The sequence below is a fragment of the Actinoplanes sp. L3-i22 genome (assembly GCF_019704555.1).
Classification (GTDB): domain Bacteria; phylum Actinomycetota; class Actinomycetes; order Mycobacteriales; family Micromonosporaceae; genus Actinoplanes.
In genome coordinates, this window is sequence record NZ_AP024745.1 from 8,472,540 (window position 1) to 8,496,473 (window position 23,934).

22 protein-coding genes are annotated in these 23,934 nt (G+C 71.5%); 11 read left to right on the forward strand and 11 right to left on the reverse strand.

The genetic code is table 11. The annotated features are described in order from the left end of the window. Positions 1 to 60: 60 nt before the first annotated feature. Together L3i22_RS38035 and L3i22_RS38040 are read left to right on the forward strand one after the other, a co-directional pair. Positions 61 to 1,077 (forward strand): hypothetical protein, encoded by a 1,017-nt coding sequence (locus L3i22_RS38035; RefSeq protein ID WP_221322298.1) that lies wholly within the window; start codon positions 61 to 63, stop codon positions 1,075 to 1,077. Between the two features lie 97 nt (positions 1,078 to 1,174). After that, entirely contained in the window at positions 1,175 to 2,569 is a 1,395-nt protein-coding gene (locus L3i22_RS38040) for a serine/threonine-protein kinase (RefSeq protein ID WP_221322299.1), read from the forward strand. On the opposite strand, the gene L3i22_RS38045 is transcribed toward L3i22_RS38040, so the two are convergent. Continuing rightward, positions 2,566 to 3,576 (reverse strand): LacI family DNA-binding transcriptional regulator, encoded by a 1,011-nt coding sequence (locus L3i22_RS38045; RefSeq protein WP_221322300.1) that lies wholly within the window; start codon positions 3,574 to 3,576, stop codon positions 2,566 to 2,568. The two genes, L3i22_RS38040 and L3i22_RS38045, sit on opposite strands and share 4 nt — an antisense overlap. 202 nt (positions 3,577 to 3,778) lie before the next feature. Here L3i22_RS38045 and L3i22_RS38050 point away from each other — a divergent pair, with 202 nt between their 5' ends. The 4 genes from L3i22_RS38050 (at position 3,779) to L3i22_RS38065 (ending at position 7,363) form a co-directional block, all read left to right on the forward strand. Next, complete coding sequence (locus tag L3i22_RS38050; protein ID WP_255657483.1) at positions 3,779 to 4,711, forward strand: GlxA family transcriptional regulator; 933 nt, start codon at positions 3,779 to 3,781, stop codon at positions 4,709 to 4,711. A gap of 52 nt (positions 4,712 to 4,763) precedes the next feature. Further along, positions 4,764 to 5,756, forward strand: a complete 993-nt coding sequence (gene gap / locus L3i22_RS38055) for a type I glyceraldehyde-3-phosphate dehydrogenase (RefSeq protein WP_221322302.1) — start codon at positions 4,764 to 4,766, stop codon at positions 5,754 to 5,756. 102 nt (positions 5,757 to 5,858) lie between these two features. After that, a complete protein-coding gene (locus L3i22_RS38060; protein WP_221322303.1) occupies positions 5,859 to 6,872 on the forward strand; it encodes a LacI family DNA-binding transcriptional regulator in 1,014 nt (337 codons plus the stop codon). 44 nt (positions 6,873 to 6,916) lie between these two features. Further along, positions 6,917 to 7,363, forward strand: a complete 447-nt coding sequence (locus L3i22_RS38065; RefSeq protein WP_221322304.1) for a hypothetical protein — start codon at positions 6,917 to 6,919, stop codon at positions 7,361 to 7,363. A gap of 55 nt (positions 7,364 to 7,418) precedes the next feature. Here L3i22_RS38065 and L3i22_RS38070 read toward each other — a convergent pair whose 3' ends face one another. Both L3i22_RS38070 and L3i22_RS38075 read right to left on the reverse strand, forming a co-directional pair. Continuing rightward, positions 7,419 to 9,485 (reverse strand): MFS transporter, encoded by a 2,067-nt coding sequence (locus L3i22_RS38070; protein ID WP_221322305.1) that lies wholly within the window; start codon positions 9,483 to 9,485, stop codon positions 7,419 to 7,421. Then, positions 9,482 to 9,865, reverse strand: a complete 384-nt coding sequence (locus L3i22_RS38075; protein WP_221322306.1) for a hypothetical protein — start codon at positions 9,863 to 9,865, stop codon at positions 9,482 to 9,484. Before L3i22_RS38075 ends, L3i22_RS38070 begins: the two co-directional genes overlap by 4 nt. A gap of 218 nt (positions 9,866 to 10,083) precedes the next feature. Between L3i22_RS38075 and L3i22_RS38080 the strand changes: the two genes are divergently transcribed. After that, complete coding sequence (locus L3i22_RS38080; RefSeq protein ID WP_221322307.1) at positions 10,084 to 10,797, forward strand: hypothetical protein; 714 nt, start codon at positions 10,084 to 10,086, stop codon at positions 10,795 to 10,797. Here L3i22_RS38080 and L3i22_RS53970 read toward each other — a convergent pair. Together L3i22_RS53970 and L3i22_RS38085 are read right to left on the reverse strand one after the other, a co-directional pair. Beyond that, positions 10,794 to 10,925: a hypothetical protein gene (locus tag L3i22_RS53970; protein ID WP_255657484.1), complete on the reverse strand. Its 132-nt coding sequence runs from the start codon at positions 10,923 to 10,925 to the stop codon at positions 10,794 to 10,796. The genes L3i22_RS38080 and L3i22_RS53970 overlap by 4 nt on opposite strands. Positions 10,926 to 11,250: 325 nt before the next feature. After that, positions 11,251 to 12,438 (reverse strand): hypothetical protein, encoded by a 1,188-nt coding sequence (locus tag L3i22_RS38085; protein WP_221322308.1) that lies wholly within the window; start codon positions 12,436 to 12,438, stop codon positions 11,251 to 11,253. A 433-nt stretch (positions 12,439 to 12,871) separates the two neighbouring features. Here L3i22_RS38085 and L3i22_RS38090 point away from each other — a divergent pair, with 433 nt between their 5' ends. Continuing rightward, complete coding sequence (locus tag L3i22_RS38090) at positions 12,872 to 13,582, forward strand: DUF1963 domain-containing protein (protein ID WP_221322309.1); 711 nt, start codon at positions 12,872 to 12,874, stop codon at positions 13,580 to 13,582. 188 nt (positions 13,583 to 13,770) lie between these two features. Continuing rightward, the gene (locus tag L3i22_RS38095) at positions 13,771 to 14,349 is read left to right on the forward strand and encodes a hypothetical protein (RefSeq protein WP_221322310.1); all 579 of its coding nucleotides are present in this window, start codon (positions 13,771 to 13,773) and stop codon (positions 14,347 to 14,349) included. 206 nt (positions 14,350 to 14,555) lie between these two features. Here the strand turns inward: L3i22_RS38095 and L3i22_RS38100 are convergent, their stop codons facing one another. The 6 genes from L3i22_RS38100 to L3i22_RS38125 are packed head-to-tail and all read right to left on the reverse strand — an operon-like array spanning position 14,556 to position 21,402. Continuing rightward, a complete protein-coding gene (locus L3i22_RS38100; protein ID WP_221322311.1) occupies positions 14,556 to 15,830 on the reverse strand; it encodes a polysaccharide lyase family 1 protein in 1,275 nt (424 codons plus the stop codon). A gap of 3 nt (positions 15,831 to 15,833) precedes the next feature. Beyond that, a complete protein-coding gene (locus tag L3i22_RS38105; RefSeq protein ID WP_221322312.1) occupies positions 15,834 to 16,181 on the reverse strand; it encodes a cupin domain-containing protein in 348 nt (115 codons plus the stop codon). Next, entirely contained in the window at positions 16,159 to 17,235 is a 1,077-nt protein-coding gene (locus L3i22_RS38110; protein WP_370644281.1) for a Gfo/Idh/MocA family protein, read from the reverse strand. The genes L3i22_RS38105 and L3i22_RS38110 overlap by 23 nt, the downstream gene beginning before the upstream one ends. An 8-nt stretch (positions 17,236 to 17,243) precedes the next feature. Continuing rightward, a complete protein-coding gene (locus L3i22_RS38115; protein WP_221322314.1) occupies positions 17,244 to 18,698 on the reverse strand; it encodes a mannitol dehydrogenase family protein in 1,455 nt (484 codons plus the stop codon). Further along, positions 18,695 to 20,107 (reverse strand): glucuronate isomerase, encoded by a 1,413-nt coding sequence (gene uxaC / locus L3i22_RS38120; RefSeq protein WP_221322315.1) that lies wholly within the window; start codon positions 20,105 to 20,107, stop codon positions 18,695 to 18,697. The genes L3i22_RS38115 and uxaC overlap by 4 nt, the downstream gene beginning before the upstream one ends. Then, a complete protein-coding gene (locus L3i22_RS38125) occupies positions 20,104 to 21,402 on the reverse strand; it encodes a Gfo/Idh/MocA family protein (RefSeq protein WP_221322316.1) in 1,299 nt (432 codons plus the stop codon). Before L3i22_RS38125 ends, uxaC begins: the two co-directional genes overlap by 4 nt. Before the next feature lie 208 nt (positions 21,403 to 21,610). On the opposite strand from L3i22_RS38125, the gene L3i22_RS38130 reads away from it, so the two are divergent. Then, a complete protein-coding gene (locus L3i22_RS38130; RefSeq protein WP_221322317.1) occupies positions 21,611 to 22,636 on the forward strand; it encodes a LacI family DNA-binding transcriptional regulator in 1,026 nt (341 codons plus the stop codon). Between the two features lie 9 nt (positions 22,637 to 22,645). Beyond that, positions 22,646 to 23,929, forward strand: coding sequence for an ABC transporter substrate-binding protein (locus L3i22_RS38135; protein WP_221322318.1), 1,284 nt, complete (start codon positions 22,646 to 22,648; stop codon positions 23,927 to 23,929). Positions 23,930 to 23,934 lie beyond the last annotated feature (5 nt).

Genomic DNA, 23,934 nt, shown 5'->3' on the forward strand with positions numbered 1-23,934 from the left:
ACCGTCACCACCGGCCCCTTAGATTCATGTATCTGAATCTCTAAACAAAGGGGACAGTCGATGCGACGAAGCGGTGCGATCATCGCCGGGATGCTGCTGGCGACGGCGGCGGCCACTCCCGCGCGAGCCGCGGTGAGCAACGCCGACCTGGCGCTGCGCTGGGCGCCGATCCACTACCAGGACGTGGACCAGACCGGCGACCACGCACTGGGCGGCAAGTCCGACTACATCACCCGCTACGACTTCGACGGGGACCTGATCGGGCGGAACAACTGGGACAACGCGGGCAAGGAGGTGACCGCGTACGCGTACTACTCGGTCGTCGAGACCAGCAGCCACTGGTACGTGACGTACTTCTTCTTCCACCCGCGGGACTGGGTCGACCACCCGTTCTTCGAGACCGAACACGAGAACGACGGCGAGGGGCTGCTCGAGGTCATCGAGAAGGACGGCACCGACTACGGCAAGCTGCGGGCGGCGGTGACCGTGGCGCACAGCGACTTCTACTCGTACACGCCGGCCGGCAGCACCTGGACCAACGGCGGCGAGACGATCGACGGGACGCTGCAGACCCAGGTCAACCCGCACGACGGGCTGGCGCACCCGGTCACCGCGCAGGAGGCCAAGGGGCACGGGCTCAAGGCGTACCCGCAGTACAACATCGTCGGCGACGGCATCGTCTACTACCCGTCGACGGTGGCCGAGGCGCCGTCGAACGCCGACGACCGGGACGTGCAGTACAAGCTGGTCGACATCTTCGCCGCCGGTGGGATGTGGGCGCAGCGGGCCGACACCAACCTGTTCGCGTCGCTCGGCACGTTCGCCGGGGACACCACCGGCGGCTGCGGCACCGGCACGTTCGGCTGCGGCACCAACTCGGCGAACGCGCCGTGGGGCTGGGACGACGGCAACGACGTGCCGGCCCGCGGGGAACTCGCGACCGACCCGGCGAAGCTGTCCGCGGCGTACTTCACGGTGCCCGGCACGCTGTCGCGGACCTACACCAGCAATGGGTACGCCGTCGCGGCCGCCGCCCTGCGCAAGGCGGCCGAGACCCTGCCCCGGACGATCGACTAATCGGTACGACTCCGGGGCGACCCGCTCGAAAAGGGCGAATCGCCCCGGAGGACGGCCCCGGTTGACATGCGGGGCCGGACTGGGCGAATGTTCCGGCATGCACGATGTCTGGCCGGCGCCCGGTGCCCTTCTGGTATCGCGGTACCGCCTCGTCACGTTGCTCGAGACCGGCGGCATGGCGCAGGTCTGGCGAGCCACCGACGAACTGCTCGACCGCCCGGTCGCGGTCAAGTTGCCGGCCGGCGACATCCGCGCCGCCCACCTGGCCTGGCGGGAGGCGCGCCTCGCCGCGCGCCTCTCGCACCCCGGGATCGCGGCCGTGCACGACTACCGGGAGGCGGTCCGCCCGGACGGCTCGGTCGTCCCGTTCGTGGTGATGGAGCTGCTCGCCGGGGAGACCGTGGCGGCCCGGCTCTGCGACGGGCCGCTGCCCTGGCCGGCCGCCGCCGCGGTGGGCGCCGCGGTCGCCGGGGCGCTCGCCGCCGCGCACGCCGCCGGGGTGGTGCACCGCGACATCAAGCCGGGCAACGTGATGCTCTGCAAGGGCGGCGTGAAGCTGCTCGACTTCGGGATCAGCGCCGGGGTCGGGGAACCGGACGACGACGACACCGGGGCGACGTTCGGGACACCGGCGTACGCGGCGCCGGAACGCCTCGACGGCAAGCCCGCCGAGCCGGCCACCGACCTGTACGGGCTCGGCGTGCTCCTGTTCGAGATGGTCGCCGGGGAGCCGCCGTACAGCGTGGACACCTGGGAGGAGCTGGCGATCGCCCAGCAGGCCGGCCCGACGCCGCTGCCGGCCGGGCTGCCGCTGCCGCTCGCCGACCTGATCCACCGCTGCCTGGACGACGATCCGGAGCGGCGCCCGTCCGCGGCCGAGGCGTGGAAGGTGCTCGCCGAGCTCGCGCCGTCCGAGGATCACAAGGCGCCGACCGTGCCGCTGCCGGGGGCGCGGCCGACCGGGCACGCGCCGGTGCCGGCCGCCGGGCCGAACGGGCGGGCCACCCGGGGGCGGAAGGTGGCCGTCGGGGCGGCGCTGGGGGCTACCGCGATCGCGTTCCTGGCGCTGGTCCACGTGGTGACGCAGTCCGGGGACGATCTGGCGCAGCCGCCGGTGGTGCCGCCGGTCGTCGTGCCGTCGGCAGCGGCCACACCGACGTCCGCGGCACCGGCGACCACGGCGGCCACGCCGTCCGCGACGCCGACCAGCGCGCCGACCCTGGAGAAGACGCTGACCCTGGACGCGGCGCTGCAGCGGGTGCAGGATGCCGTGGAAAAAGGCGAGAAATCAGGAAAAATTCGGTCGGATGTGGCGCAGGACTTCCGGAACATTCTCGGGCAGCTGGCCACCGCGGACGATCCGGACGTGCAGGGCGGGGTCGAGCAGCTGCGCAAGAAGGTCCGCCAGCGCCTGAGCGAGGGCGGCCTGACCGCCGACCAGGCCACGATCCTGCAGAGCCGCCTGACCGACCTGAGCAAAGCGGGCGCCTAAGCGCTCCCCCGCAGGATCAGCCGGGTCGGCAGGACCGTCTCGTGCTCGACCGGCTCGTCCCCGTCCAGCTTCGCCAGCAGCAGCCGGACCATCTCCTGCCCCATCTGCTCGATCGGCTGGTAGACGCTGGTCAGCGGCGGATCGGTGTGCCGAGCCACCACCGAGTCGTCGAACCCGACCACCGCCACGTCCTCCGGCACCCGGCGCCCGGAGCGCCGCAGCACCCGCAGCGCCCCGGCGGCCATCATGTCGGACGCCGCGAACACCGCGTCGATCTGCGGATAGTTGGTCAGCAGCCACTCCATCGCCATCGCGCCGCTGATCTCGCCGAAGTCGCCGGTCGCGGCCGGCCCGTCCCCGACCACGTCGCGATAGCCCTGGTAGCGCGCGATGCCGGGAGCCATGTCCATCGGCCCGGTGATCGTCGCGATGCAGCGCCGCCCCTGCTCCTGCAGGTAGGTGACCGCGGCCCGGGCCCCGCCCCGGTTGTCCGCGTCGACCAGGCTGGACGGCCCCGGGTGCGCCGGGCGCCCGGCCCGGACGGTCGGCACGCCGCGCTCCTCGAGGATCATCGGCAGCGGGTCGTCGCCGTGCAGCGAGAGCAGCAGCGCGCCGTCCACGTGCTGGCGGGTCAGGTACCCCTCCAGCTGGCGGCGTTCCTCGGGGGCCTGGGCGATCATCAGGACCATCTGCAGGTTCCGCGCGACCAGCACGGAGGAGACCGACTGGACGATCCGGCCGAAGAACGGCTCGGCGAAGAAGCGCTCCCCGGACTCGAAGACGACCAGGGCGATCGAATCGGTCCGCTGCGTGACGAGCGCACGCGCGGCCCGGTTGGGCACGTAGCCGAGCTCGTCGATCGCGTCCTGCACCATCTTGCGGGCCTTCGGACTGACCTGGGCCGAGCCGTTCACCACCCGGGAGACCGTGCCCCGGCCGACGCCGGCCCGGGCCGCGACCTCTTCCAAGGTCGGCCGCCCGGCCGAGCGGTTGCTGTGGTCCCTCATCGCCAGCCGTCCTTTCCACGTCACCGGCTTGAGACAAGGTACAACCGCTTCGACGCCGGGCCAGTGATTCTAGTGGTCAGTTTTCGGACCGCGGGAGCGCTCTCGGGGGTAACGCTGGCCGAATCCTTGCGGTAGCGGTCCGGACCGCCACTTCCGGGTACCGCATTCCGCCCGGCACAGTGGTGATATGCGGGGACATACGGTGGCAACGCTTCTCCTGCCGGGGGCCGCTCCCCTGGACGTGGGCATCCCGGCGCAGATCTTCGCGCCGCGGCACGGCCTGAACTACCGGACGATCCCGTGCGCGACCCGGGCCGGCCAGGTCCCGGGCCGCGACGGGCTGGGCTTCCACGTCGAGGCGGGGCTGGAGGCGTTCGAGGTGGCCGACACGATCATCGTGCCCGGCTTCCAGAACCCGACCGGCCCGATCGACCAGCGGGTGCTCGAGGCGCTGCGCGACGCGGCGTTCCGCGGCACCCGGATCGTGTCGATCTGCGGGGGCGCGTTCGCGCTGGCCGCGGCCGGCCTGCTGGACGGGCTGCGGGCGACCACGCACTGGCAGCTGGCGCCCCGGCTGGCCCGGGACTACCCGAAGGTGACCGTGGACGGGCGGGTGCTCTTCGTCGACGAGGGGCAGATCCTGACGTCGGCCGGGGTGGCCGCCGGCATCGACGTCTGCCTGCACCTGGTCCGGCGCGACCACGGGGTGCAGGCGTCGAACGCGATCGCCCGGATCATCGTGGCCGCGCCGTACCGCAGCGGCGGCCAGTCCCAGTACGTCCCGCGCAGCATCCCGGAGCCGCTCGGCGACGTCTTCGCCGCGACCCGGGAGTGGGCCCTGGCGCACCTGGAGGAGCCGCTGACCGTCACCACGATGGCCCGGCACGCGGGGGTGTCGGAGCGCACGTTCGGCCGGCGGTTCGTCGAGGACACCGGGTACACGCCGATGCAGTGGGTGCTGCGGGCCCGCGTCGACCTGGCCCGGGAGATGCTGGAGCGCACCGATCTCGGGATCGAGCAGATCGCCGCCCGGGTCGGCGTGGGCACCGGGGCGAACCTGCGGATGCACTTCCAGCGGATCCTGAGCACGCCGCCGAGCGAGTACCGCAAGACGTTTGGCGGCAAAGTTGCGTAGCCTGGCGCTCCGCCCCCTGCCACCGCGGTGAACGAAACAGCAGGCTGGAGGCATGACAACACGAGTCGCCATCAACGGGTTCGGCCGCATCGGCCGCAATGTCCTGCGCGCCGCCGCCGGCAGTGACGTCGAGATCGTCGCGATCAACGACCTGACCGATGCCGGCACCCTGGCCCATCTGCTGCGCTACGACAGCGTGCTGGGCCGGTTCGCCGGGACGGTCGAGGCGCACGAGGACCACCTGATCGTGGACGGCCGCCGGATCGAGGTCACCGCCGTCCGGACGCCGGCCGACCTGCCCTGGAAGGACCTGGGCGTCGACGTCGCGCTGGAATCGACCGGCCGGTTCACCGCGGCCGCCGACGCCCGCGCCCACCTGACCGCCGGCGCGCGGAAGGTGCTGGTCAGCGCGCCGTCCAAGGGCGCCGACATCACCATCGCCTACGGCCTCAACCACGGTGACTACGACCCGGCCGCGCACGACGTGGTCTCGAACGCGTCCTGCACCACGAACGGCCTGGCCCCGATCGCGTCGGTGCTCGACGACCTGGCGACGATCGAGACCGGCTCGATGACCACGATCCACGCCTACACCCAGGAGCAGAACCTGCAGGACGGCCCGCACCGCGACCTGCGCCGGGCCCGGGCCGCCGCGCTGAACATCGCGCCGACCACGACCGGCGCGGCGACCGCGATCGGCCTGGTCCTGCCGCGCCTGGTCGGCAAGCTGAGCGGGTACGCGGTGCGGGTCCCGGTCCCGGTCGGCTCGCTGGTCGAGCTGAACGCGGTCGTCGAGCGGCCGGTCACCGCCGCGGAGATCAACAGCGCGTTCGAGGCCGCCGCCGCCGGCCCGCTGCGCGGCGTCCTGGAGTTCTCGGCCGACCCGCTGGTCTCCACGGACATCACCGGCAACCCCGCGTCGTCCATCTTCGACTCGCTGCTGACCAGCGCGAACGGCCGCCTGGTCAAGGTCGTCGCCTGGTATGACAACGAGTGGGGCTTCGCCAACCGGGTGGTCGGCACGCTGGCCCTGCTCGGTCGCTGAGCGTCCGCAAACTTCACGATCAAAAGACGATTTCCGCCGTACGACATCGATCACGCCCGTGGCGCCGCCACGCTGCGCCTCCGCTGTCTCTATGCTGTGCGGATGGCGGTCACCCTGGCAGATGTCGCCCGGCTGGCCGGGGTCTCCCCCGCCACCGTCTCGCGCGTGATCAACGACAGCGCCAAGAAGGTCGCGCCGGAGCTCCGGGAGCGCGTGCAGGCCGCCGTCGCCCAGTTGCACTACGTGCCGAACGCGCACGCGCAGAACGTCGCCCGCCCGCGCAAGTCCGCGGTCGGCGTGATCGTGCACGACGTGTCCGATCCGTACTTCGCCGAGATCACCCGTGGCCTGCAACGGCAGGCGGCGGCGCACGACCGGCTCCTGGTGATCTGCAACAGCTACCGGGAGCCGGAGCGGGAGCTGGCCTACGTCGCGCTGCTGCGCGCCCAGCAGGTGCACGCGCTGATCCTGGCCGGCTCCGGCTACCACGACGACGAGTTCACCGCCCGGCTCAACGGGGAGCTGAACGCGTACGAGCAGGGCGGCGGCCGGGTCGCCGTGATCGGCCGGCACGAGCTGGTCGGCAGCGCGGTGCTCCCGGCGAACGAGGCCGGGGCGTACGCGCTGGGCTGTCGCGTCCTCGGCCTCGGCCACCGCCGGGTCGGCGTGATCGCCGGCCCGCGCACCCTGACCACCACCACCGACCGGCTCTCCGGCATCCGGCGGGCCGCCGCCGAGCTGGACGTCCCGCTGCCGCCGGAACGCATCGTGCACGCCGACTTCACCCGGGACGGCGGCGCCGCCGCGGCGGCCGAGCTGCTCGCCGCCGCACCGGAGCTGACCGCGATCCTGGCCCTGAACGACTCGATGGCGGTCGGCACGCTCGCCACCCTGCGCGCGCGGGGCATCGCGGTGCCCGGCCAGATCTCGGTGACCGGCTTCGACGACATGCCGATCGCCCGGGACATGACGCCGACGCTGACCACGGTCCGGCTGCCGCTGGTCGGGATGGGCGAGCGGGCGATGGCCCTGGCCCTCGGCGACGACGCGGGGCCGCTCTCCGAGCCGGCCGCCGCCGACATCATCTGGCGCGACAGCTGCGCCGAACCTGCCTGACCTGCCGGACGGCGAACCGGGCGCGACGCGGGTACATTGCCCGGGTGACCGACGTGGACCGGGTTCGTGAGGAGGCGCCGGCGGCCGCTGGGCGGGCGGTCTTCTGGACGCTGGGCGCGGTGCTCATCGCGTACCTAATCGGCAGTTTCGGGATTTTGATCTTGTCTGCTATTCAGGCCGGGGACGCGGGCGCGATCCTGCATCCCGGGCTCGAACGGCTCGGCGACCCGAAGGACGCGCTGCCCGGCCCGGACGCGGTGTGGAACCCGCTGGTCTGGGTCTTCGGGATCTGCCGGCTGATCGCCTGGTTCGTCTCCCCGCTCGGGATCGCCATGCTGCTCATCGGCGCGGCCACGCTCCCACACACCTGGCGGCGCGGCGACCGGCGGGCCTTCGCCGGGATCGCCGTCCTCACCGCGATCTGGCTGGCGCTGGTGCTGCTCGCGGCCTCGCCCTACGGCCACGACCTGCTGCGCTGGCTGCTGGACTGACGACGAAAGCGGCCCCGGATGCATTTTCCAGGACCGCTTTCGAGGTACGGACGGATCAGGCCGGCGTGCTCTCCGCGGCCTGGTCCTCGATGATCGCCTTGATCCGGTCGGCCCGCGCCGGACTCTTCACCCCGGTCATCGCGGTGACCCGGTAGCGGGTCAGCTTCCCGTTGGTCCGCAGGTGCTCGTAGAGCTGCGGCCCGAACTGCTCGAGGATCTCCTCGTCGCTCGGTCCACGGCCCCCCTGCGGCCGGGGCAGCAGGTGCTGCCACGGCTGCTCGCCGCTGGTCGGCTGACCACCGAGCGCGGAGACGTAGTCGTTGACGAACTCGCGGACGGTCTCGTCGTCCAGACGCGGCACGCTCGGCTTGAGCATCGTCGCCAGCTCGCGCGGATCCACCTCCTCGCCGCCCTCCATCTCCTCGACGAGAGCGGCCCGCAGGTCCTCGATCTCCTGCATCCAGGCGGCCGAGCCGACGGTCACGGTCACCGGGTCCGGCAGCAGGTCACGCCACGGGTAGGCGGCGTCGCCCGGCTCGCCGTTCATCTCCCGCACGTAGTCGTTGACGAACGAGCGGACCACGCCCTCGCCGAGGTCCCCGACCCGCGGGGCCAGGTTCTTGACCAGCTCGGCCATCCGCGGATAGGTCATCTCGGACAGGTTGTCCGGGGTGATCTCGGCGGCGACCAGGCGGGCCAGGCGCTCGACGGCCAGGCGCCACCACGGGGAGCCGACGATGTTGACCGCGCGCTGGGCGCCGGTCGGGGTGCTCGCCCAGGACGGCATCGCCGCCTGGCCGTTGGTGCCGTTGGTGCCGGTCCCGTTGGTGCCGTTGGCGTGGTGCGCGCCGTTCGACCCGTTCGACCCGTTGGTGCCGTTGGCCGGAGTCGGGATCTGCGGGACCGGGTTGGTGGTGACGAACGGCCGGGGCGCCGGGATCGAGCCGAGGACCGCGGGAACCGCGCCGGGCGGCGTGGCCTCCTCCGCCGGGCGACGCTGGTTCGGGACCTCGGCGGCGGCCGGGGCCGGCATGCCGAGCAGCTCCTCCGGGGTGACCGCGGCGGCCAGCCGCTCGCCGAGCGACGAGCCCGGCGCGACGACCGGCGTCTCCGCGGTCGAGTTCACCCAGGCGGCGAGCTGCGCCACGGTCGGCGACACCGGCACACCCGCGGCCGGGGCGGCCGCGGTGGCCGGCGGCACGAACTGGATCGGCTGGACCGGCTGCGCGGGCCGGGTCGTCGCACCGTTCGGCACGGCCGGCTCGGCGGCCGCGGCCTCGATGGCCGGCGCGACCGGCCGGGCCGCGGCCAGCACGGCCGGCACGCTGCCCGGGACGAGCAGGTCCATCACCCGCTGGATCCGGGCCAACTGCTCGACCACGTCGTCCACCACCGGCTCGCCGGCGGTCCGCGCGTCCTTCAGCAGCCGGCTGCGCCACCACGACTTCGGCCAGCGGCCCGAGCTCACCCGGTGGTGGTTCACCACCATGCGACGCATCTGGCGCTCGTTCGCCATCCGCTCCAGGTCCGGGTCGTCGTCCGGGATCAGCCAGCCCCAGCGCTCGGCGAGACGCCGCGGGCTGTACGCGAACCGGCCGCGACGGACGCGCTGCCCGGCCGCGGTCAGCGCGGCCCACCACATCAGGAAGATCACGCAGGGCACGGCGAGACGCAGCAGCTTCTCGGTGCCGGTGACCGCGTTGCTGGCGACGATGATGCCGGAGACCGCGGCGATCAGGGCGGCGATCCAGAGCATCGGCCCGGGGTGACCGGGCGTGACGATCTTGCCGTCCTCGTCGTACACCGAGGTGTTGCGGTACTGCTCGGCGGCGAGCGAGGTGGCGGTCAGGAAGCAGATCTCGAAGACCGCGAAGACCAGCACCGCGAACACCTTCGGCAGGTGCAGCTGTTCGGTCGCGATCACCCACATGCCCTCGGCGTTGAGCAGCAGCGCGAGGTTCATGCTGAACGACAGCGCGATCGGGCGCAGCGGCTTGCCCGATCGCTTCGCCCAGATCCCGAAGCTGATCAGGAGGAGGACGCCGAGCAGACCGCCGGCCAGCGACGCTATCGCGGCGTAGTCCGTCCAGAAGTTGGCGATCTGTTCGTTCAACTGCTTCATGCGGGGAGGCCCTTCATAGGAACCGGAAGGTACGCGTCGAGTGCGGCCGCGATGAGCGCGGACCGGTTACCGGTGGTGTGCCGGCCGGCCAGTCCGTCGATCACGGCCAGGTTCTCCGGGTTCGGCCGGATCGACACCTGCACCCGGTCCTCCCGGTGCTGGCGGCGGCCGGAACGCTGGGCCACGAAAAGGCCGTCCTCGGGCATCGGGGTGCCGGTGAGTTCGGCCAGCCGGGGGTGCGTGTCGTTCAGCGCGTCGAACACGATCTGGGTGTGCGATCGGCCGGTCGCGACCGCGTGCGCCCGGAGCCGGGACCGCAGGCTGACCGCGAGATAGACGATCACGCTGCTGCCGGTGATCGTGCGTGCGCTGCCTGGCACCGCGGGCCCTCCTCGTCGTCGGGGCATTCTTGCGAACGCGGATTTCTATCACGTATCCGGGGTCGCACGCGAAATGCCACGCGGCTGCGGTGCTATCCGATCGCTATCCGTATGCTCCCGCGCCATCGGCCATGATCGGATCTTCTGTCACCCTCCGCGCGCTGCGATTCATCCCCGTGCACTGTGCTCGGTTGCCGCGGCCGTGCAGAATTTCCGGTGTGCGGGTGTACATGGCCGAAGGAGTACGCGAGACGGTCGTCGGGCTCCGGGCGCCGGCCTCCTCGGTGCCCTGCGACGAGCTCGCGATGGGCTCGATCGTCGTGCTGCGCCCCCGCCCCGAGATGCACGGCCAGCTCCGGGTCTCCTTCGACGTCCCGCGCACCGCGGGCTGGCGCCTGTTCGGCCGCTCCCCGTCCGACTACCGTTTCGTCGTCCACGAGGACGACCGCGTCGACCTGCGCCGCGCCGTCGACGCCGCGATCCTCACGATGGACCGCTGGCCGGCCCTGAGCGGCCACGTCGGCCTGGCCGACCCGAGCCCACGGCTGGCCCAGGCGATCTGGGAACTCGCCGACCTGCTGATGTCCCGCGACCGGGTGCGGCTCACCTGGGAGCAGCTGATCGAGGTCGACCCGGACGTCCCGCGCACCAGCCCGATCCGCGCCGAGCTGGCCGCCCGCGCCGACCAGGCCCGCGCCCACCTCAAGGACCTGGACACCGAGACCGCGACCCGGATCACCCACCTGACCCGCCTGGCCGACGAGACCGACTCCTTCGTACGGCGGGAGCGCGCCCTCGCCAACGCCCGCGCGGCCCTGCGCAACTCGGACTACCTGCTCGGCACCCCGACCCCACCCGCGAACACCGAAGCCCAGGACCTGGCCGACCACACCTCCGCAGTCCTCACCGCCTACCGCGAGCTCACCACTTAGCCCGGCCGCCCGGCCAGCAGTGCCGGCACCCCACAGCGCTCCTCGATCCACTGACGCGTCACCGGACAGATCCACCCCGCGACCCGCAGCGCGGTCTCCTGAACCTCGGCCAGCGGCCGATTGAACATCGGCTCGTGGTGAGCCGCTGCGCCGACCACGCGCTCAGTTCGTCGTGCAACGCGTTGCGAAGCCGCACCTCGACATGCCCGAGCGTGGTGCCGAGGGCGGCCGAGACCTCGGCGTTCCACTGATACAACGACATCGCCGTGGCCAGATCACCGCCGCACGCGCGGCGGTAGACTTCTCGACGAAGACCCCGGTCCGCCTCTGCCCCTCGCGGGTATCGCCGCCGGGGTTCTGCTTTTCCGGGATCTCGGTCGTGCCGTGAAATCCGCCCTTCCGGTCTCGCCCAACGCAAAAGGGGCCCCGAAGGGCCCCTTCCACAGACGCGTGTTACTTGACGACCTTGCAGGTGGAGAGGCCTTCCGCGTTCAGGTTCGGCTTCGCGGCGGTGCGACCGATCGCGGTCTCCATCCGGTTGATCGTCGCGAACCGCTTGTCCTTCAGCGGGCCGAGGATCGCGTTCTGCACGAAGTTCACGCCGCCCTGGCCGAGGCTGCTGACCAGGCGCTTGTTCGCCTCGTCGATCTGGGTCTGGAGCAGGGCCAGGTTGCGGTCGATCTCGGCCTGCGCGGACGCCGGGATCGCCACGTTGATGGTCACGTCCGGGCAGCTGATCGTGCCGGCCGCGGCAGCGGCGGCGGACGCGGCGACGGCCGGGTCCTGCGCCTGGACCGCGGTGTTCTCCGGCGCCGGGTTACCGCCGCCGTTCGCGTTCAGCGTGCAGGTGGAGAGGCCCTCGGCGTTCAGGTCCGGCTTCGCGGCGGCGCGACCGATCGCGGTCTCCATCCGGTTGATCGTCGCGAACCGCTTGTCCTTCAGCGGGCCGAGGATCGCGTTCTGGATGAAGTTGGCGCCACCCTCGCCCTGGCTGGTGACCAGGCGCTTGTTGGCCTCCTGGATCTGGGTGTTGAGCAGTGCCAGGTTCCGCTCGATCTCGGCCTGCGCCGAGGCCGGCACGGCCGGGAGCGTGTCACTCACGTTCGGGCAGTTCACGGTCGGCACGCCGGTCGCGGCACCGGCCGCGGCCGAGGTGGCGCCGGCGGCGGGGGCGTCGGCCACCGCGGTCGGCTCGGGCGCCGCGTTGCCGCCGCCGTTCTGGTTCAGGCCACAGGTCGCGAGCGAGTCGACCGGCAGGTTCGGCTTGGCCGCGGTCCGGCCGATCGAGATCGCGATCCGGTCGATCGTGGACGCGCGCTTGTCCTTCAGCGGGCCGAGGATCGCGTTCTGGATGAAGTTGGCGCCACCCTCGCCCTGGCTGGTGGCCAGGCGCTTGTTGGCCTCCTGGATCTGGGTGTTCAGCAGGGCCAGGTTCCGCTCCACCTCGGCCTTGGCCGTGGCGGGGATCGCCGGCAGTTGCGGCGCGACCTGCGGGCAGTTCACCGTCGGTGCGGCCGCGGAGGTGGCCGCGTTCGCCACTCCGAGTCCGACACCGACCAGGGCCACCGCGACGCCCGCGATGCCGGCTACCCGCCAGCGCCGGACGTTGGATCCTCCCGCGTTACTCCGGTAGCGCTTCATTGTGTTGCCTTCCTGTTCGATCGCGTCTCACCACGTCCTTACGGGAACGCTCCCAAGGCGGATCGATCTAAAGAAAAACTTAAGAAACAAGGGGTCGCGCGCTTAAGGTGCCACTTATCAGGCTTACCCGGGTGACCACCATTGACCTGCCAAAACCCCGCCGCGGGGCGCGCTCCGGAGATCATCTTGCAGGTTTCTTTCCTACCAAAAACCTTTTCCGGTACGGCGCCACAACCCCACAACCGCACACCCCTCGCCCGCTGTCTCCTCCGCGACGCCCAGCCGGTGCCGGGCCGCCCATGCGCCGCCGGCCGAGCCCCGGCTCACCCACCGCGGTCCCGCGGTTCCCGCGTTCTTCCCCCGCGCCCCCGGATGTGGCCGCGGTCACCGAAAGTTACGTACCGACCGTGACTCTGTGTCAGACTCGTCGACCATGAATCTGCCTGCCGAGGTCCGCGCGATCGTCCGCACCCGTCTCGCCCCGGAGACCGCGAACGCCTACCTGGACATGGCCCGCCCCTCGCTCGGCTACACGCCGGCCGACGAGGGCTGGAGCGCGTTCGGCGGCGACCCGTCGGTGGCGGCCTTCGCCTGGCCGGCCTACCAGGGCACGCCGATGCTGATGCTGGCCCAGATCGACTGCACCGAGGCCGCGGAGCTGCTCGGCGACGCCTGGCCGTTCTCCGCCGAGGGCCGGCTGCTGTTCTTCCACGACGAGGACTTCACCGCCCCGTACGCCGGAACCGACGGTGACGACGGCTGCCGGGTCCTGCACGTGGCCAACGCCCCGGTCGCCCCGCTCCCACCCCGCCGCCGCACGATCCCGCCGCTCCCCCTGCACCCGGTCCCGCTGGCCGCCCTGCCCAGCTGGGAGCACACCGGCACGGCCGTGGACGCCGACACCGTCGAGATGATCGACCTCTGGGAGGACATCTCCCCGCTGCTGCCCGCCCCCCGGCACCGCCTGCTCGGCCACCCGGACAAACAGGGCCCGCACGTGACCGGTCACCGCCCGCTCCTGCAGGTCGAGGCCGAGGAGGGCACCCGGTGGGGCGAGGTGGTCAGCGTCACGTTCTGGATCACCGACCCCGACCTCCGGGCCGGCATCCTCACCAACGTCCGCCGCTCCTACGAAACCGCCTGACCCCACTGTTCACGAACGGTTCGGGTGAGCACTTCCCGTCGAGTTCCAGCCAGGTTCGCGGGCCGTTCAGCTCCACCACCGCGCGCAGCGTGATCATGACGTCCATCCCAGCGCTGCGGCCGCATTGCCGCAGCGTATTTCGGCTGTGCGACGATCAGTCGATCTTGGACTTCATGGGGGACGGGTACATGGGACGGAATTCGCGCCGGTGGGTCGCCACCGCGCTGGGCGTGGCGCTGCTGAGCGGCTGCGGCACGGGCGGGCCGGCGAACGCCGACGGCCCGACCGGCACCTCGACCACGCCGGTCAACGGGCGGTGGAGCGGGATCGGCAAGACCTGCGCCCCGCTGACCGCGCCGGCCTTCGCGGGCGTCAAGGACGGTGTCTTCGACACGCGCCTGGAGACGGACGCGAAGATGCTCTACGCCGCGAGCTGCGTCTACGGCGGCACCGGCCCGACCGCGCGGATCATGGTGAATTACATGATCGACAAGGAGGACGGCGACGAGACGCCGGCCGAGGTGGCCGGGAAGGACCTGGCGGACGCCCGGAAGGACGAGCGGCCGGGGACCGAGCTCAGCGGCGTCGGCGAGGGCGCCGTGGTCGTCGTCGAGAACGGCACCATGCAGGCGACCACCTGGGACCGCAACGCCACGGTCATGGCGATGTTCCCGATGGACCGGGTCAAGACCGACGCCGACCTCGCCAAGCACACCGACGACGTGACCGCGGTCCTGAAGGACCTGCTCACCGTCCTGCGCGGATAGGGCCGGCACCGGCAAAGGCCACGCAGGCGACCGGCCACGCCCGGCGCACGCCGGGCGTGCCCGGCACCGGGAATTGCTCGCGGGATCGCGGACGGGCGGCGCTGGTGCTGCTGTTCCGGTGATCGATCCGTACCGAAGCAAGAATGAAGCCGGAACGGACCGCCCACGCCGCGCGGCAGACAGGCGGTCCGTTCCGATGAAAAGCGTCAGCAGAGACGCCCGGCGCCCGCCGAGGAATTGACGACGGCCGGCACCTGAGCGGTCGGGGTGAGCGACCCGGCGCGCAATGCCGGTGTCCAGCCCGCGTCCGTGCCCAGATCCGGATCGTGCGTGGCGTTGTATTCGTCCAGGAAGTTGACCGCGGTGACCTTGCCGGTGCCGACCCTGGTCAGCGACCCTTTCTCGGTCATCGCGGGGCCGCCCCAGTTGTAGACGACGGCGTCCAGCGGAATGTCGGCGCTACGCAGGAAGAAATTGTTCTCCGCGTAGATCGCCGAATAGACGCCGACCCCCCACGAGTACTGATAGAAGTCCTCGTCGGTCTCGTAGTAGTAATTGTCGTAGACGTCCACCTGACCGAACCGGACCCGCGGCGCCCGCTGCCCGATATTGGCGAACTTGTTGTGGTGCACGGTGACCCGCAGTTTGCCGACATCCGCGCCGACCGTGTTGGTCGAGCCGATCAGCATCGTCTTGTCATGTTCCTGGAAGACGTTGTAGGAGATCGTCACCAGGTCCGACGCCCGGATCACGTCGAGCGCCCCGTCGTGCACCTGATAGGGCCGCCCGTAGTAGATCGGCTGCGCCGAGTCCACATTGTTCCCGTCACTGAACGTGTTGTGGTCGGCCCAGACGTGCGTGCCCCCGGTGAGCGTGATCAGGTCGTAGGCGGAGTTCCAGTTCCCGGCCGCGCCGTCGGTCGGGTCCCAGAGCGGGAAGCAGTCGGCCGCGTCCTCGAGCCGCAGGTTGCGGATGATCACGTTGTCCGCGGTGGAGACCAGCAGGTTGAGCCCGACCAGCCGGGCGTTCGCCAGGCCGAAGATGGTGGTGTTGGACGGCACCTTGAGCTGCACGTCGGCGGCCTGGGTCTTGGCCGACCGGACCCGGGCGTCCTCGAGCGGGCCGGTCGGTTTCGCGGTCACGCCCTGGTAGGCGGCGAGGAACGCGTCGAGCGAGTAGTCCGGATCGGCGTAGGAGGCGCAGTCGCCGTCCGGCCGGAGGGTGCCGGCGACCAGCACGATCCGGGGTGCGGTGTCGGTGGCGGCCAGGGCCGTGGCGAGTTCGTCACGGGTCCGGACGACGTAGACGTGGTCGTCGGCGGCGGCCGATCCGCCGGTGGTGCCGGCACCCCACCCGTCGTTCGCGGGCAGGACCTCCCGGGCGGCGGCCGGCGTCGTGGGTGGGGCGGCGGAGGCGGGGACGGTGGCGACGCCGGCCAGGAGGAGGCCGAACGTCACCGCGAGAGCGGTTCTTCGAGGCATGGATCACTCCAAAAGCGAGGGGGACGGCTCCAGGTGCATCCACACGAAGATCAGCGGCTGATCACTCCGGCTGATCAGGTGGTGGTCCTCACCCGGCTCGAAGAGCACCGCCTCGCCCGCCCGGAACTTCTCGACCTCGGCCCCGTCGACCTCGATCACGCCGCTTCCCTGCACGATCACGAAGATCTCGGGAACGGTGTGCACGTGCCGCCCGGGCTCGTCGTGCGTGCGGAAGTTCGGTTCGGCATAAACCCGGAAACCGCCCTTCTGTACGACGTGACCGGGCAGAACGCTGGTGAACGTCGGTCCGCGGTGGTGGGCTTCGAGCTCAGCGATGCTCAGCTTGCGCACGGGTCACTCCTTTCTGCTCGATGGGCACCCGGTGCGGCGGGACCGCCCAGGGGATGTCACTTTCGGACGGCAGGAGGCCGGTGGCGGCGACCTGCCGGACCAGTTCGTCGACGCCGGGCAGGGTCATGCCGCCGCCGTCGGGGTGCGGGGTGCTCGTGACGATCGGCTCGGGCGGGGGTCCGGCGACGATCGCCTCGGCGACGGCGGTGAAGACCCGGGTCCGTTCCAGCGGCACGACCAGGGGCTCGTCGCTCAGCAGATTGCCGAGAAGCCCGATTCGACCGTAAATTTCGGTAAATATGGCGTCGGCGGCCAATCGGATCCGGTCCGTCGGGTACTCCAGCACCGCTTCCCCGACCCGGATCTCCCCGGCGACGAACACCGCGGACGCCAGCGACACCGCGGCGACCACCCGCCGCCCGTCAGCATCGGTCAGCCGCAGGAACGTACAGTCATCGGTCTGGATCTCCCGGGTCCGGTACCGCTCCAGCTCCATCAGCACCGGCTCGAACCCGTCCGCCACCGCGAGCGCCTGCATCAGCGCGTGCGCGAACGGGTTGACCAGCGCCCCGTCGAACGCCGACTGCTTCCCGGCCCACGGCGCCCGCTGATAGTAGGTGTCCGGCCGCCACCAGGCCCCGGCCGCGGAGACGAGCGGCGCGTCCGCGGGAACGGCCGCGCGGAACGACGTGAGCGCCGCCGACCCGAGCGCCTGGAACCCGACCTGCACCCGGCGCCCGCGAGCCGCCGCCACCAGCTCGGCATGGTCCGCGAGCGTGGTCACCGGCGGCTTCTCCAGCAGCAGATCCGCCCCGGCGGCCAGGCAGTCCAGCGCGATCGGCAGGTGCGTGTGCGGCGGCGTGCAGATGATCACCGCGTCCGGCTGGACCGCCGCGAGCATCGCCCGATGATCGTCGAAGAACGGCACCCCGGGCTCGGGCTCGACCGGACTCCGATCGCAGAACGCCGCGATCGCCAGAACCCCACGACCTTCAAGATCCTTGAGCGTACGGCGATGCGAACGCCCGTGCCCCCCAGCCCCGATCAACGCCACCCTGGGGGTCATTGCGCGGCCGCCGCAACGGTCGCCGCCGCCCCGTGCCGCGCCAGCTCCCCCGACCAGCGGACCAGCTCGGCCCGCAGCCCGGTGTCGCCGGCGAGCTCCGGAGGAAACACCTCGGTCAGCCCGAGCAACGCCCCGACCAGCCCGTCCGGGGTGTCCGGCGCCCCGGCGAGCACCTCCCGGATCCGCCCGGCGAGCGGATCGTCGAGCGACAGCGCCGACCCGTCGTCGGCGTACCCCCGGGCGAACCGCATCCACCCGGCGAGCACCAGCGCCCCCCAGACCGGCACCGCACCGGCCCGGCGCCGGTCGGCGATCGTCCCGAGCAGCCGGTGCGGCAGCTTCTGCGTGCCGTCCATCGCCACCTGGATCGTCCGGTGCCCGAGGTCCCGGTTCGCGAAGCGCTGCAGCGCGGTCTCGCCGTAGTCCCGCACGGTGACCCCGGCCGGCGGCTCGAAGGTGGGCGCGATGTCCTCGGCCAGGAAGCGCCGCAGGACGGTCCCCATCCCGGGCAGCTCCAGCGCCTCGGCGATCATCTCGCAGCCGGCCAGCGCCCCGAGGTACGCGCAGGCCGAGTGCACCGAGTTCAGCGCGCGCAGCTTGAGCGTCTCCCACGGCGCCACGTCGGTGGTCATGATCGCCCCGGCGGCGGCCCAGTCCGGTCGCCCACCCGGGAACCGGTCCTCGATCACCCACTGGTGGAACGGCTCGGCGACCACCGGCACGCGATCCGCGGCGCCCAGCGCGGCCGCCGCCCGCCGCAGGTGGTCCGCGCTGGTGGCGGGCACGATCCGGTCCACCATGGTGGCCGGGAACTCGACGTGGTCCGGCAGCGCCGCCCCGGCCACCTCCAGCGCCTGGGTGACCATCCCCCGGATCCGCGGCCCGTTGCCCTGCAGGTTGTCGCAGCACAGCACGGTCAGCGGCGCCTCGCGCACCAGCAGCGCCCGGGCCAGCAGCGCCGGAATGCTGGTCGGCGGCGCCTGCCCGGTCAGCTGCGCCCGCAGGTCGTCGTCGAGCAGCAGCTTCCCGTCCGGGCCGAGCCGGTACGCCTTCTCGGTCACGGTCAGCGAGACGATCCGGATCCCGGGGTCGGCGATCGCCGCCAGGACGCCGTACGGATCCCCGGCGACATGCCCCAGATCGGACAGGATCCCGACCGCGCGGGCATGGTCCCCGCCCTCGCCGCCGACCGTGAGCACGCTGTACAGCCGGTCCTGCGCGCGCAACTGGTCGAGGACCTCCCGGGAGCGCGGCGCGACCCCGACGATCCCCCAGTCCCCGCCGGACGCCGCGACCGCGTTCTCGGTGTAGACGGCCTGGTGGGCGCGGTGGAACGCACCGAGCCCGAGGTGCAGCACCCCGGGCCGGACGTCGCCGGGGCGCACCGCCGGACGGCTTTCCGGCGCGAGCCCGGGCAGGGCGGCGAGGCCGAGCATCGTGGTCACCGTCATTCCGATCCGTCCAGCCGGAAGACCTTCTTCGGCAGGTGGTACGCCAGGTCGGCGATGGTCTCCGCGGCCTCGTCCAGCGGCAGCCGCTCCTCGGCGACCAGCCGCGCGAGGTATCCGGCGTCGATCCGGCGGGCGACGTCGTGCCGGGCCGGGATCGAGCAGAACGCCCGGGTGTCGTCGACGAACCCGGCGGTGTTGTAGAAGCCGGCGCTCTCGGTCACCGTCTCGCGGAACCGGCGCAGCCCCTCCGGGCTGTCCAGGAACCACCACGGCGCGCCGAGGTAGAGCGCCGGGTAGCCGCCGGCCAGCGGCGCCAGCTCCCGGGTGAACGCGGTCTCGTCGAGCGTGTAGAGCACGATCCGCAGGCGGGGGTCGTCGCCGAACCGGTCCAGCAGCGGGCGCAGCGCCCGGACGTACTCGGTCCCGGACGGGATGTCGCCGCCGACGTCGCGCCCGTGCCGGTCGTACAGCGACCGGTTGTGGTTGCGCACCGAACCCGGGTGCAGCTGCATGACCAGGCCGTCGTCGAGCGACATCGCGGCGAACTCGACGAGCATGTGCGCCCGGAACGTCTCCGCGTCACCGGCGTCGGCGGCGCCGCCGAGGCCCTTGCGGTAGAGCAGCGCCGCGTCGGCCGGCGAGAGGTCGGCGGTGGCCGCGGTCGGGTGGCCGTGGTCGGAGCTGGTCGCGCCGGCCGCGACGAACAGCTCGCGGCGGGCCTTGAGGGCGGCCAGGAATCCGGGGTACGTGCCCACGTCGTGCCCGGTCAGCGCGCCGAGCTCGGCGACCCGGTGGGCCCAGCCGGCCCACTCCATGTCGACCAGGTTGTCCGGCCGGAACGTGGTGATCACCCGCCCGCCCGGGCCGCCCCAGCCGTCGGCGGCGAGTTTCGCGTGCACCGCCAGGTCGTCGATCGGGCTCTCGGTGGTGGCCAGCACCTCGATGTTGAACCGGGTGAACAGCGCCCGCGGCCGGTACTCCGGCTCGGCCAGGCGCGCGGAGATCTCGTCGTAGATCTCGTCGGCGGTCCCGCTGTTGAACGCGGCCGAGATCCCGAACACCTCGGCGAAGACCTTCTCCGTCCAGAGCCGGGACGGCGTGCCGCGGAACAGGTGCCAGTTCGCCGCGAGCAACCGCCAGATGGCCCGCCCGTCCGTCTCCACCTCGCTGCCGTCGACGCTCGGCACGCCCAGCCGGGACGGGGGGATGCCCTGGCTGTTCAGCATCCGGGTGACGTAGTGGTCGGGCACCACGAACAGCCGGGCGGGGTCGGGGAACGGCTCGTCGTTCGCCAGCAGCGCCGGGTCGACGTGACCGTGCGGGCTGATGATCGGCAGGTCACGGGCGTGGGCGTAGAGCTCGCGCGCGATCTGCCGCTGGGTAGCCTCAGCGGGGAAAAGCTGTGTCACCGAATCTCCTCGGGATCTAGGAGGTCTTGCACGCGGACGGCCTGTCCGGTTGCCAGGCTTTCGTTGGCGGCCAGGCCGGTGAGCAGGGCACGGGCGCCGTCCACGGCATTCGCGGTGCGCCCGAGCGGGTCGGCGGGCGCGTCCGGCCGGATCAGGTCGGCGAGCATGCGCACGTCAGCTCCACCGTGCCCCTGCCGGGAGTACCCGTCCACAGTGATCTCACGCGGCGCCGCCCAGAACGGCCGGACCAGGAGTTTCCGCCAGCCCTGCTCGGCGGTGGAGAGCGAGCCGGGCTCGCCCTTCACCCCGGCGGCGGCGGACGGCGCGACGTGGTCGGTCTCGACGACCTCCAGTTCGAGGCGGCCCCGGCTGCCGTTGAACATCACCCGGTAGCCCTCCCAGGGGGCGTACGCGGTGAGGTGGTAGCTCATCGAAGCGCCCTTGGCGTAGCGGACCAGCACCGCCATGTCGTCCTCGATGGTCACGCCGGGCGCGAAGACGTTGCGGTCGCGGTGGTAGCCGTCGTGCTGCTCGGCCTCCAGGTACAGCTCGCGCATCGCCGGCTCGTCGGCCATCCGCAGCGCGAACGGGTCGCCCTCGGCCGCGGCGGCGCCGTGCGCCCGGTCGTAGTCGCGGGCGTATCCGTGCCGCCGGCCCGGCTCGCCGTAGAAGAACAGCCGCCCGGCCGCGAAGACCGTGTCGGGCGCGTCGTCGAGCCACCAGTTGACCAGGTCGAAGTGGTGGCCGGCCTTGTGCACGAGCAGGCCGCCGGAGTTCACCTTCTCGCGGTGCCAGCGGCGGAAGTAGTCGGCCCCGTGCCGCACGTCGAGCAGCCACTCGAAGTGCACCGAGCCGACCTCGCCGATCTGAGCGAGCTCTCGTTTGACCGCCTCGTGCAGCGGGTTGTAGCGGTAGTTGAAGGTAACCCGGACATTTCGCCCGGTGCGACGGGAAGTTTCCAAGATTCGCCGACACGAGGCGACGTCCGTCGTCATCGGCTTCTCGGTCACCGCGTCGCAGCCGGCCTCCATCGCCGCCACCAGGTACCGCTCGTGGTAGCGGTCCACGGTGGTGACCAGCACGACGTCGACGCGCTCGCGTTTGAGCATCTCGGTGAAGTCGGCGGCGGCGTACACGGGAATGTCGAGATTGAAGCGTTTTTTGTAGACCATCGGGCGCGCCGGGTTGGTGTCGGCCAGGGCGACCAGCTGCGCGACGTCGGCGTGGTCGGTGGTGAGCGCCCGGATGAACATCCCGGCCCGGGCGCCGGCCCCCACGAGGGCGTAGCGAATCAAGACGCCTCCTTCGGCAAACGTTTGCAACAGATTAGGGAGCAGATGACGATGCAAGTCAATGCGTGACCCAAACTTGTCCATGATTGCCCCATCTACGTGATGCTCCGGCAACAGAAGGGACATCGAAGGGCGTTGACACGACAGCAACCGTTTGCATTAATGGCTCCACCAGAGAGAGCCGGATCACATTCCGAAAGGGAGGGACCCCGTGGCAGTGACCATCCGGGACGTCGCCAAGGCGTCCGGAGTGCACATCTCCACGGTGTCGCGCACCTTTTCGGCGCCGCACCTGGTCAACCCCGAGACACGCACCAGGGTGCTGGCCACCGCGGAGGAACTGGGCTACCGCCCGAACCGGGCCGCACGGGCTCTCATCACCGGGCGGACCCACAACATCGGCCTGATCGTGGCCGATATCGCCAACCCGTTCTTCCCGCCCATGATCAAGGCGGCCGAGACCCACGCGCGGCGGCGTGACTACCACGTCTTCGTCGCGGACACCGACGAGGACCCGGTCGTCGAGTCCGACCTCGTCCGGGCTCTGGCCAAGCAGGTCGACGGGATTCTGCTCTGCAGTCCCCGGATGAGCGACGACCAGATAGAACAGCTGCGCCGCGAGGTGCCCCTGGTCGTCGTGAACCGCTTGATCGAAGGGCTTCCGGCGGTGGTGATGGACGTCGGCACGGGCGCTCGCTCGGCCGTCCGCCATCTCGTCGACCTGGGCCACCGCCATCTCGTCTACCTGTCCGGTCCGCGCGGGTCGTGGACCAACCGGGAGATCCGCAAAGCCGCCGGGGCTGCCGCCCGGGCCGGCGGCGCGGAACTCACCGTCCTCGGGCCACACGTGCCGGTCTCCCAGGCCGGCGCGGACGCCACCGAGGCGGTGCTCGCCACCGGCGCCACCGCGGTGCTCGCCTACAACGACCTGATGGCCATCGGCCTGCTCCAGGCGTTGCAGGACCGCGGGGTCGCCGTCCCGGAGCAGATCAGCGTCGTCGGTTTCGACGACATCGCGACCAGCGCGCTGGTCCGCCCCACGCTCACCACCGTGGCGAACCCGACCGCGGCCGCCGGGCGCGCCGCCGTCGACATGCTGCTTCAACAGGGCGACGACGGCGCCACCGGACAGGTCAGCCTCCGGACCGATCTGGTCATCCGTAACTCCACCGGGCCCGGGCCGTACGCCCCGGCCGGCGCGACCACCGCTCAGGTCGCCGCATACGCCAAGGAGTGACCCATCCCCATGTCCGCACCCCGAATCTTGTTGCGCGGCCTGATGGCCGCCGCCCTTGTCCTGCCGCTGGCGCTGGCCGGCTGCGGCGGGAACGACGATTCCAGCAGCTCCGGCAAGACCGAGCTCACCTTCTTCTGGTGGGGCGGCGAGGCCCGGGCCAAGCTCACCCAGCAGGCGCTCGACCTCTACACGTCCAAGCACCCGGACGTCACGTTCAAGACCACCTGGCAGGCCAACCAGGGCTACTTCGACAAGCTGGCCACGCTGACCGCCGGTGACGGCGCGCCGGACATCTTCCAGATCGACGACAACTACCTCGCGGAGTACGCGACCCGCAACGTCACCGAGGACCTGACCAAGTACAAGGACTCGGGCAAGCTCGACGTGACGAAGTTCCCGGAGAGCCTCTGGAAGTACGGCGTCGTCGACAACAAGCTGGCCGGCATGGCGATGGGCGAGAACACCCAGGGCCTGGTCTACAACAAGACCAAGATCGAGGCCGCCAAGCAGGCGGCGCCCACGACCGGCATGACCTGGGACGCCTTCATCGCCTGGGCGGTCAAGGCCGGCCCGGCCGCGAAGACCGCCGGCACGATGGACCCGAGCGCCGACTACAAGGCGTTCTGGGTGTGGCTGCGGCAGAACGGCAAGCAGTTCTACAACGGCAACCAGCTCGGCTTCACCAAGGAAGACGTGCAGAAGTGGTTCGAGCTGTGGAAGGGCGCCCGGGACGCGAAGGCCACCCCGACCGCCGACGTGATCCACGAGGGCAACGCCACCGACATCACCAAGCAGCTGGTCGTCACCGGCAAGGCGCTCACCTCCTGGGTGTGGGCCAACCAGATGCCGGACATCCAGAAGAACACCAAGGACACCCTGGGCGTGGTGGCGTACCCGGGTGACCCGTCCGCGCAGTGGGCCCGCGCCTCGATGTACTTCTCGGTCTACCGCGGCAGCAAGCACAAGGACGCCGCGGTCGACGTGCTCAACTTCCTCGCCAACGACCCGGACGCCGGCAAGATCCTCGGCACCGACCGGGGCCTGCCGTCCAACCTGGACATCCGCAAGACGGTCTCGGCGACCACCACCGACCCGGCGATGAAGGCCTCGATCGCCCTGGAGGACGAGCTGGTCAGCAAGTTCGGCCCGGCGCCGAGCGTGCCGCCGAAGGGCCACGCCACGGTCAAGACCGAGCTGATCAAGGCGGCCGAGGCCGCGCAGTTCGGCACCGCCGACCCGGCCAAGGCCGCCGAGCAGTTCTTCACCGCTGCCCAGGCCGCGATCAGCCGGTGAGCGAA

What these genes read in the sequence shown, in the direction of transcription:
- L3i22_RS38035 (WP_221322298.1), top strand. Translation starts at nt 61, where the DNA reads ATGCGACGAAGCGGTGCGATCATCGCCGGGATGCTGCTGGCGACGGCG.
- L3i22_RS38040 (WP_221322299.1), top strand. Translation starts at nt 1,175, where the DNA reads ATGCACGATGTCTGGCCGGCGCCCGGTGCCCTTCTGGTATCGCGGTAC.
- L3i22_RS38045 (WP_221322300.1), bottom strand. Translation starts at nt 3,576, where the DNA reads ATGAGGGACCACAGCAACCGCTCGGCCGGGCGGCCGACCTTGGAAGAG.
- gap (WP_221322302.1), top strand. Translation starts at nt 4,764, where the DNA reads ATGACAACACGAGTCGCCATCAACGGGTTCGGCCGCATCGGCCGCAAT.
- L3i22_RS38060 (WP_221322303.1), top strand. Translation starts at nt 5,859, where the DNA reads ATGGCGGTCACCCTGGCAGATGTCGCCCGGCTGGCCGGGGTCTCCCCC.
- L3i22_RS38070 (WP_221322305.1), bottom strand. Translation starts at nt 9,485, where the DNA reads ATGAAGCAGTTGAACGAACAGATCGCCAACTTCTGGACGGACTACGCC.
- L3i22_RS53970 (WP_255657484.1), bottom strand. Translation starts at nt 10,925, where the DNA reads ATGTTCAATCGGCCGCTGGCCGAGGTTCAGGAGACCGCGCTGCGGGTC.
- L3i22_RS38085 (WP_221322308.1), bottom strand. Translation starts at nt 12,438, where the DNA reads ATGAAGCGCTACCGGAGTAACGCGGGAGGATCCAACGTCCGGCGCTGG.
- L3i22_RS38090 (WP_221322309.1), top strand. Translation starts at nt 12,872, where the DNA reads ATGAATCTGCCTGCCGAGGTCCGCGCGATCGTCCGCACCCGTCTCGCC.
- L3i22_RS38095 (WP_221322310.1), top strand. Translation starts at nt 13,771, where the DNA reads ATGGGACGGAATTCGCGCCGGTGGGTCGCCACCGCGCTGGGCGTGGCG.
- L3i22_RS38100 (WP_221322311.1), bottom strand. Translation starts at nt 15,830, where the DNA reads ATGCCTCGAAGAACCGCTCTCGCGGTGACGTTCGGCCTCCTCCTGGCC.
- L3i22_RS38115 (WP_221322314.1), bottom strand. Translation starts at nt 18,698, where the DNA reads ATGACGGTGACCACGATGCTCGGCCTCGCCGCCCTGCCCGGGCTCGCG.
- L3i22_RS38135 (WP_221322318.1), top strand. Translation starts at nt 22,646, where the DNA reads ATGTCCGCACCCCGAATCTTGTTGCGCGGCCTGATGGCCGCCGCCCTT.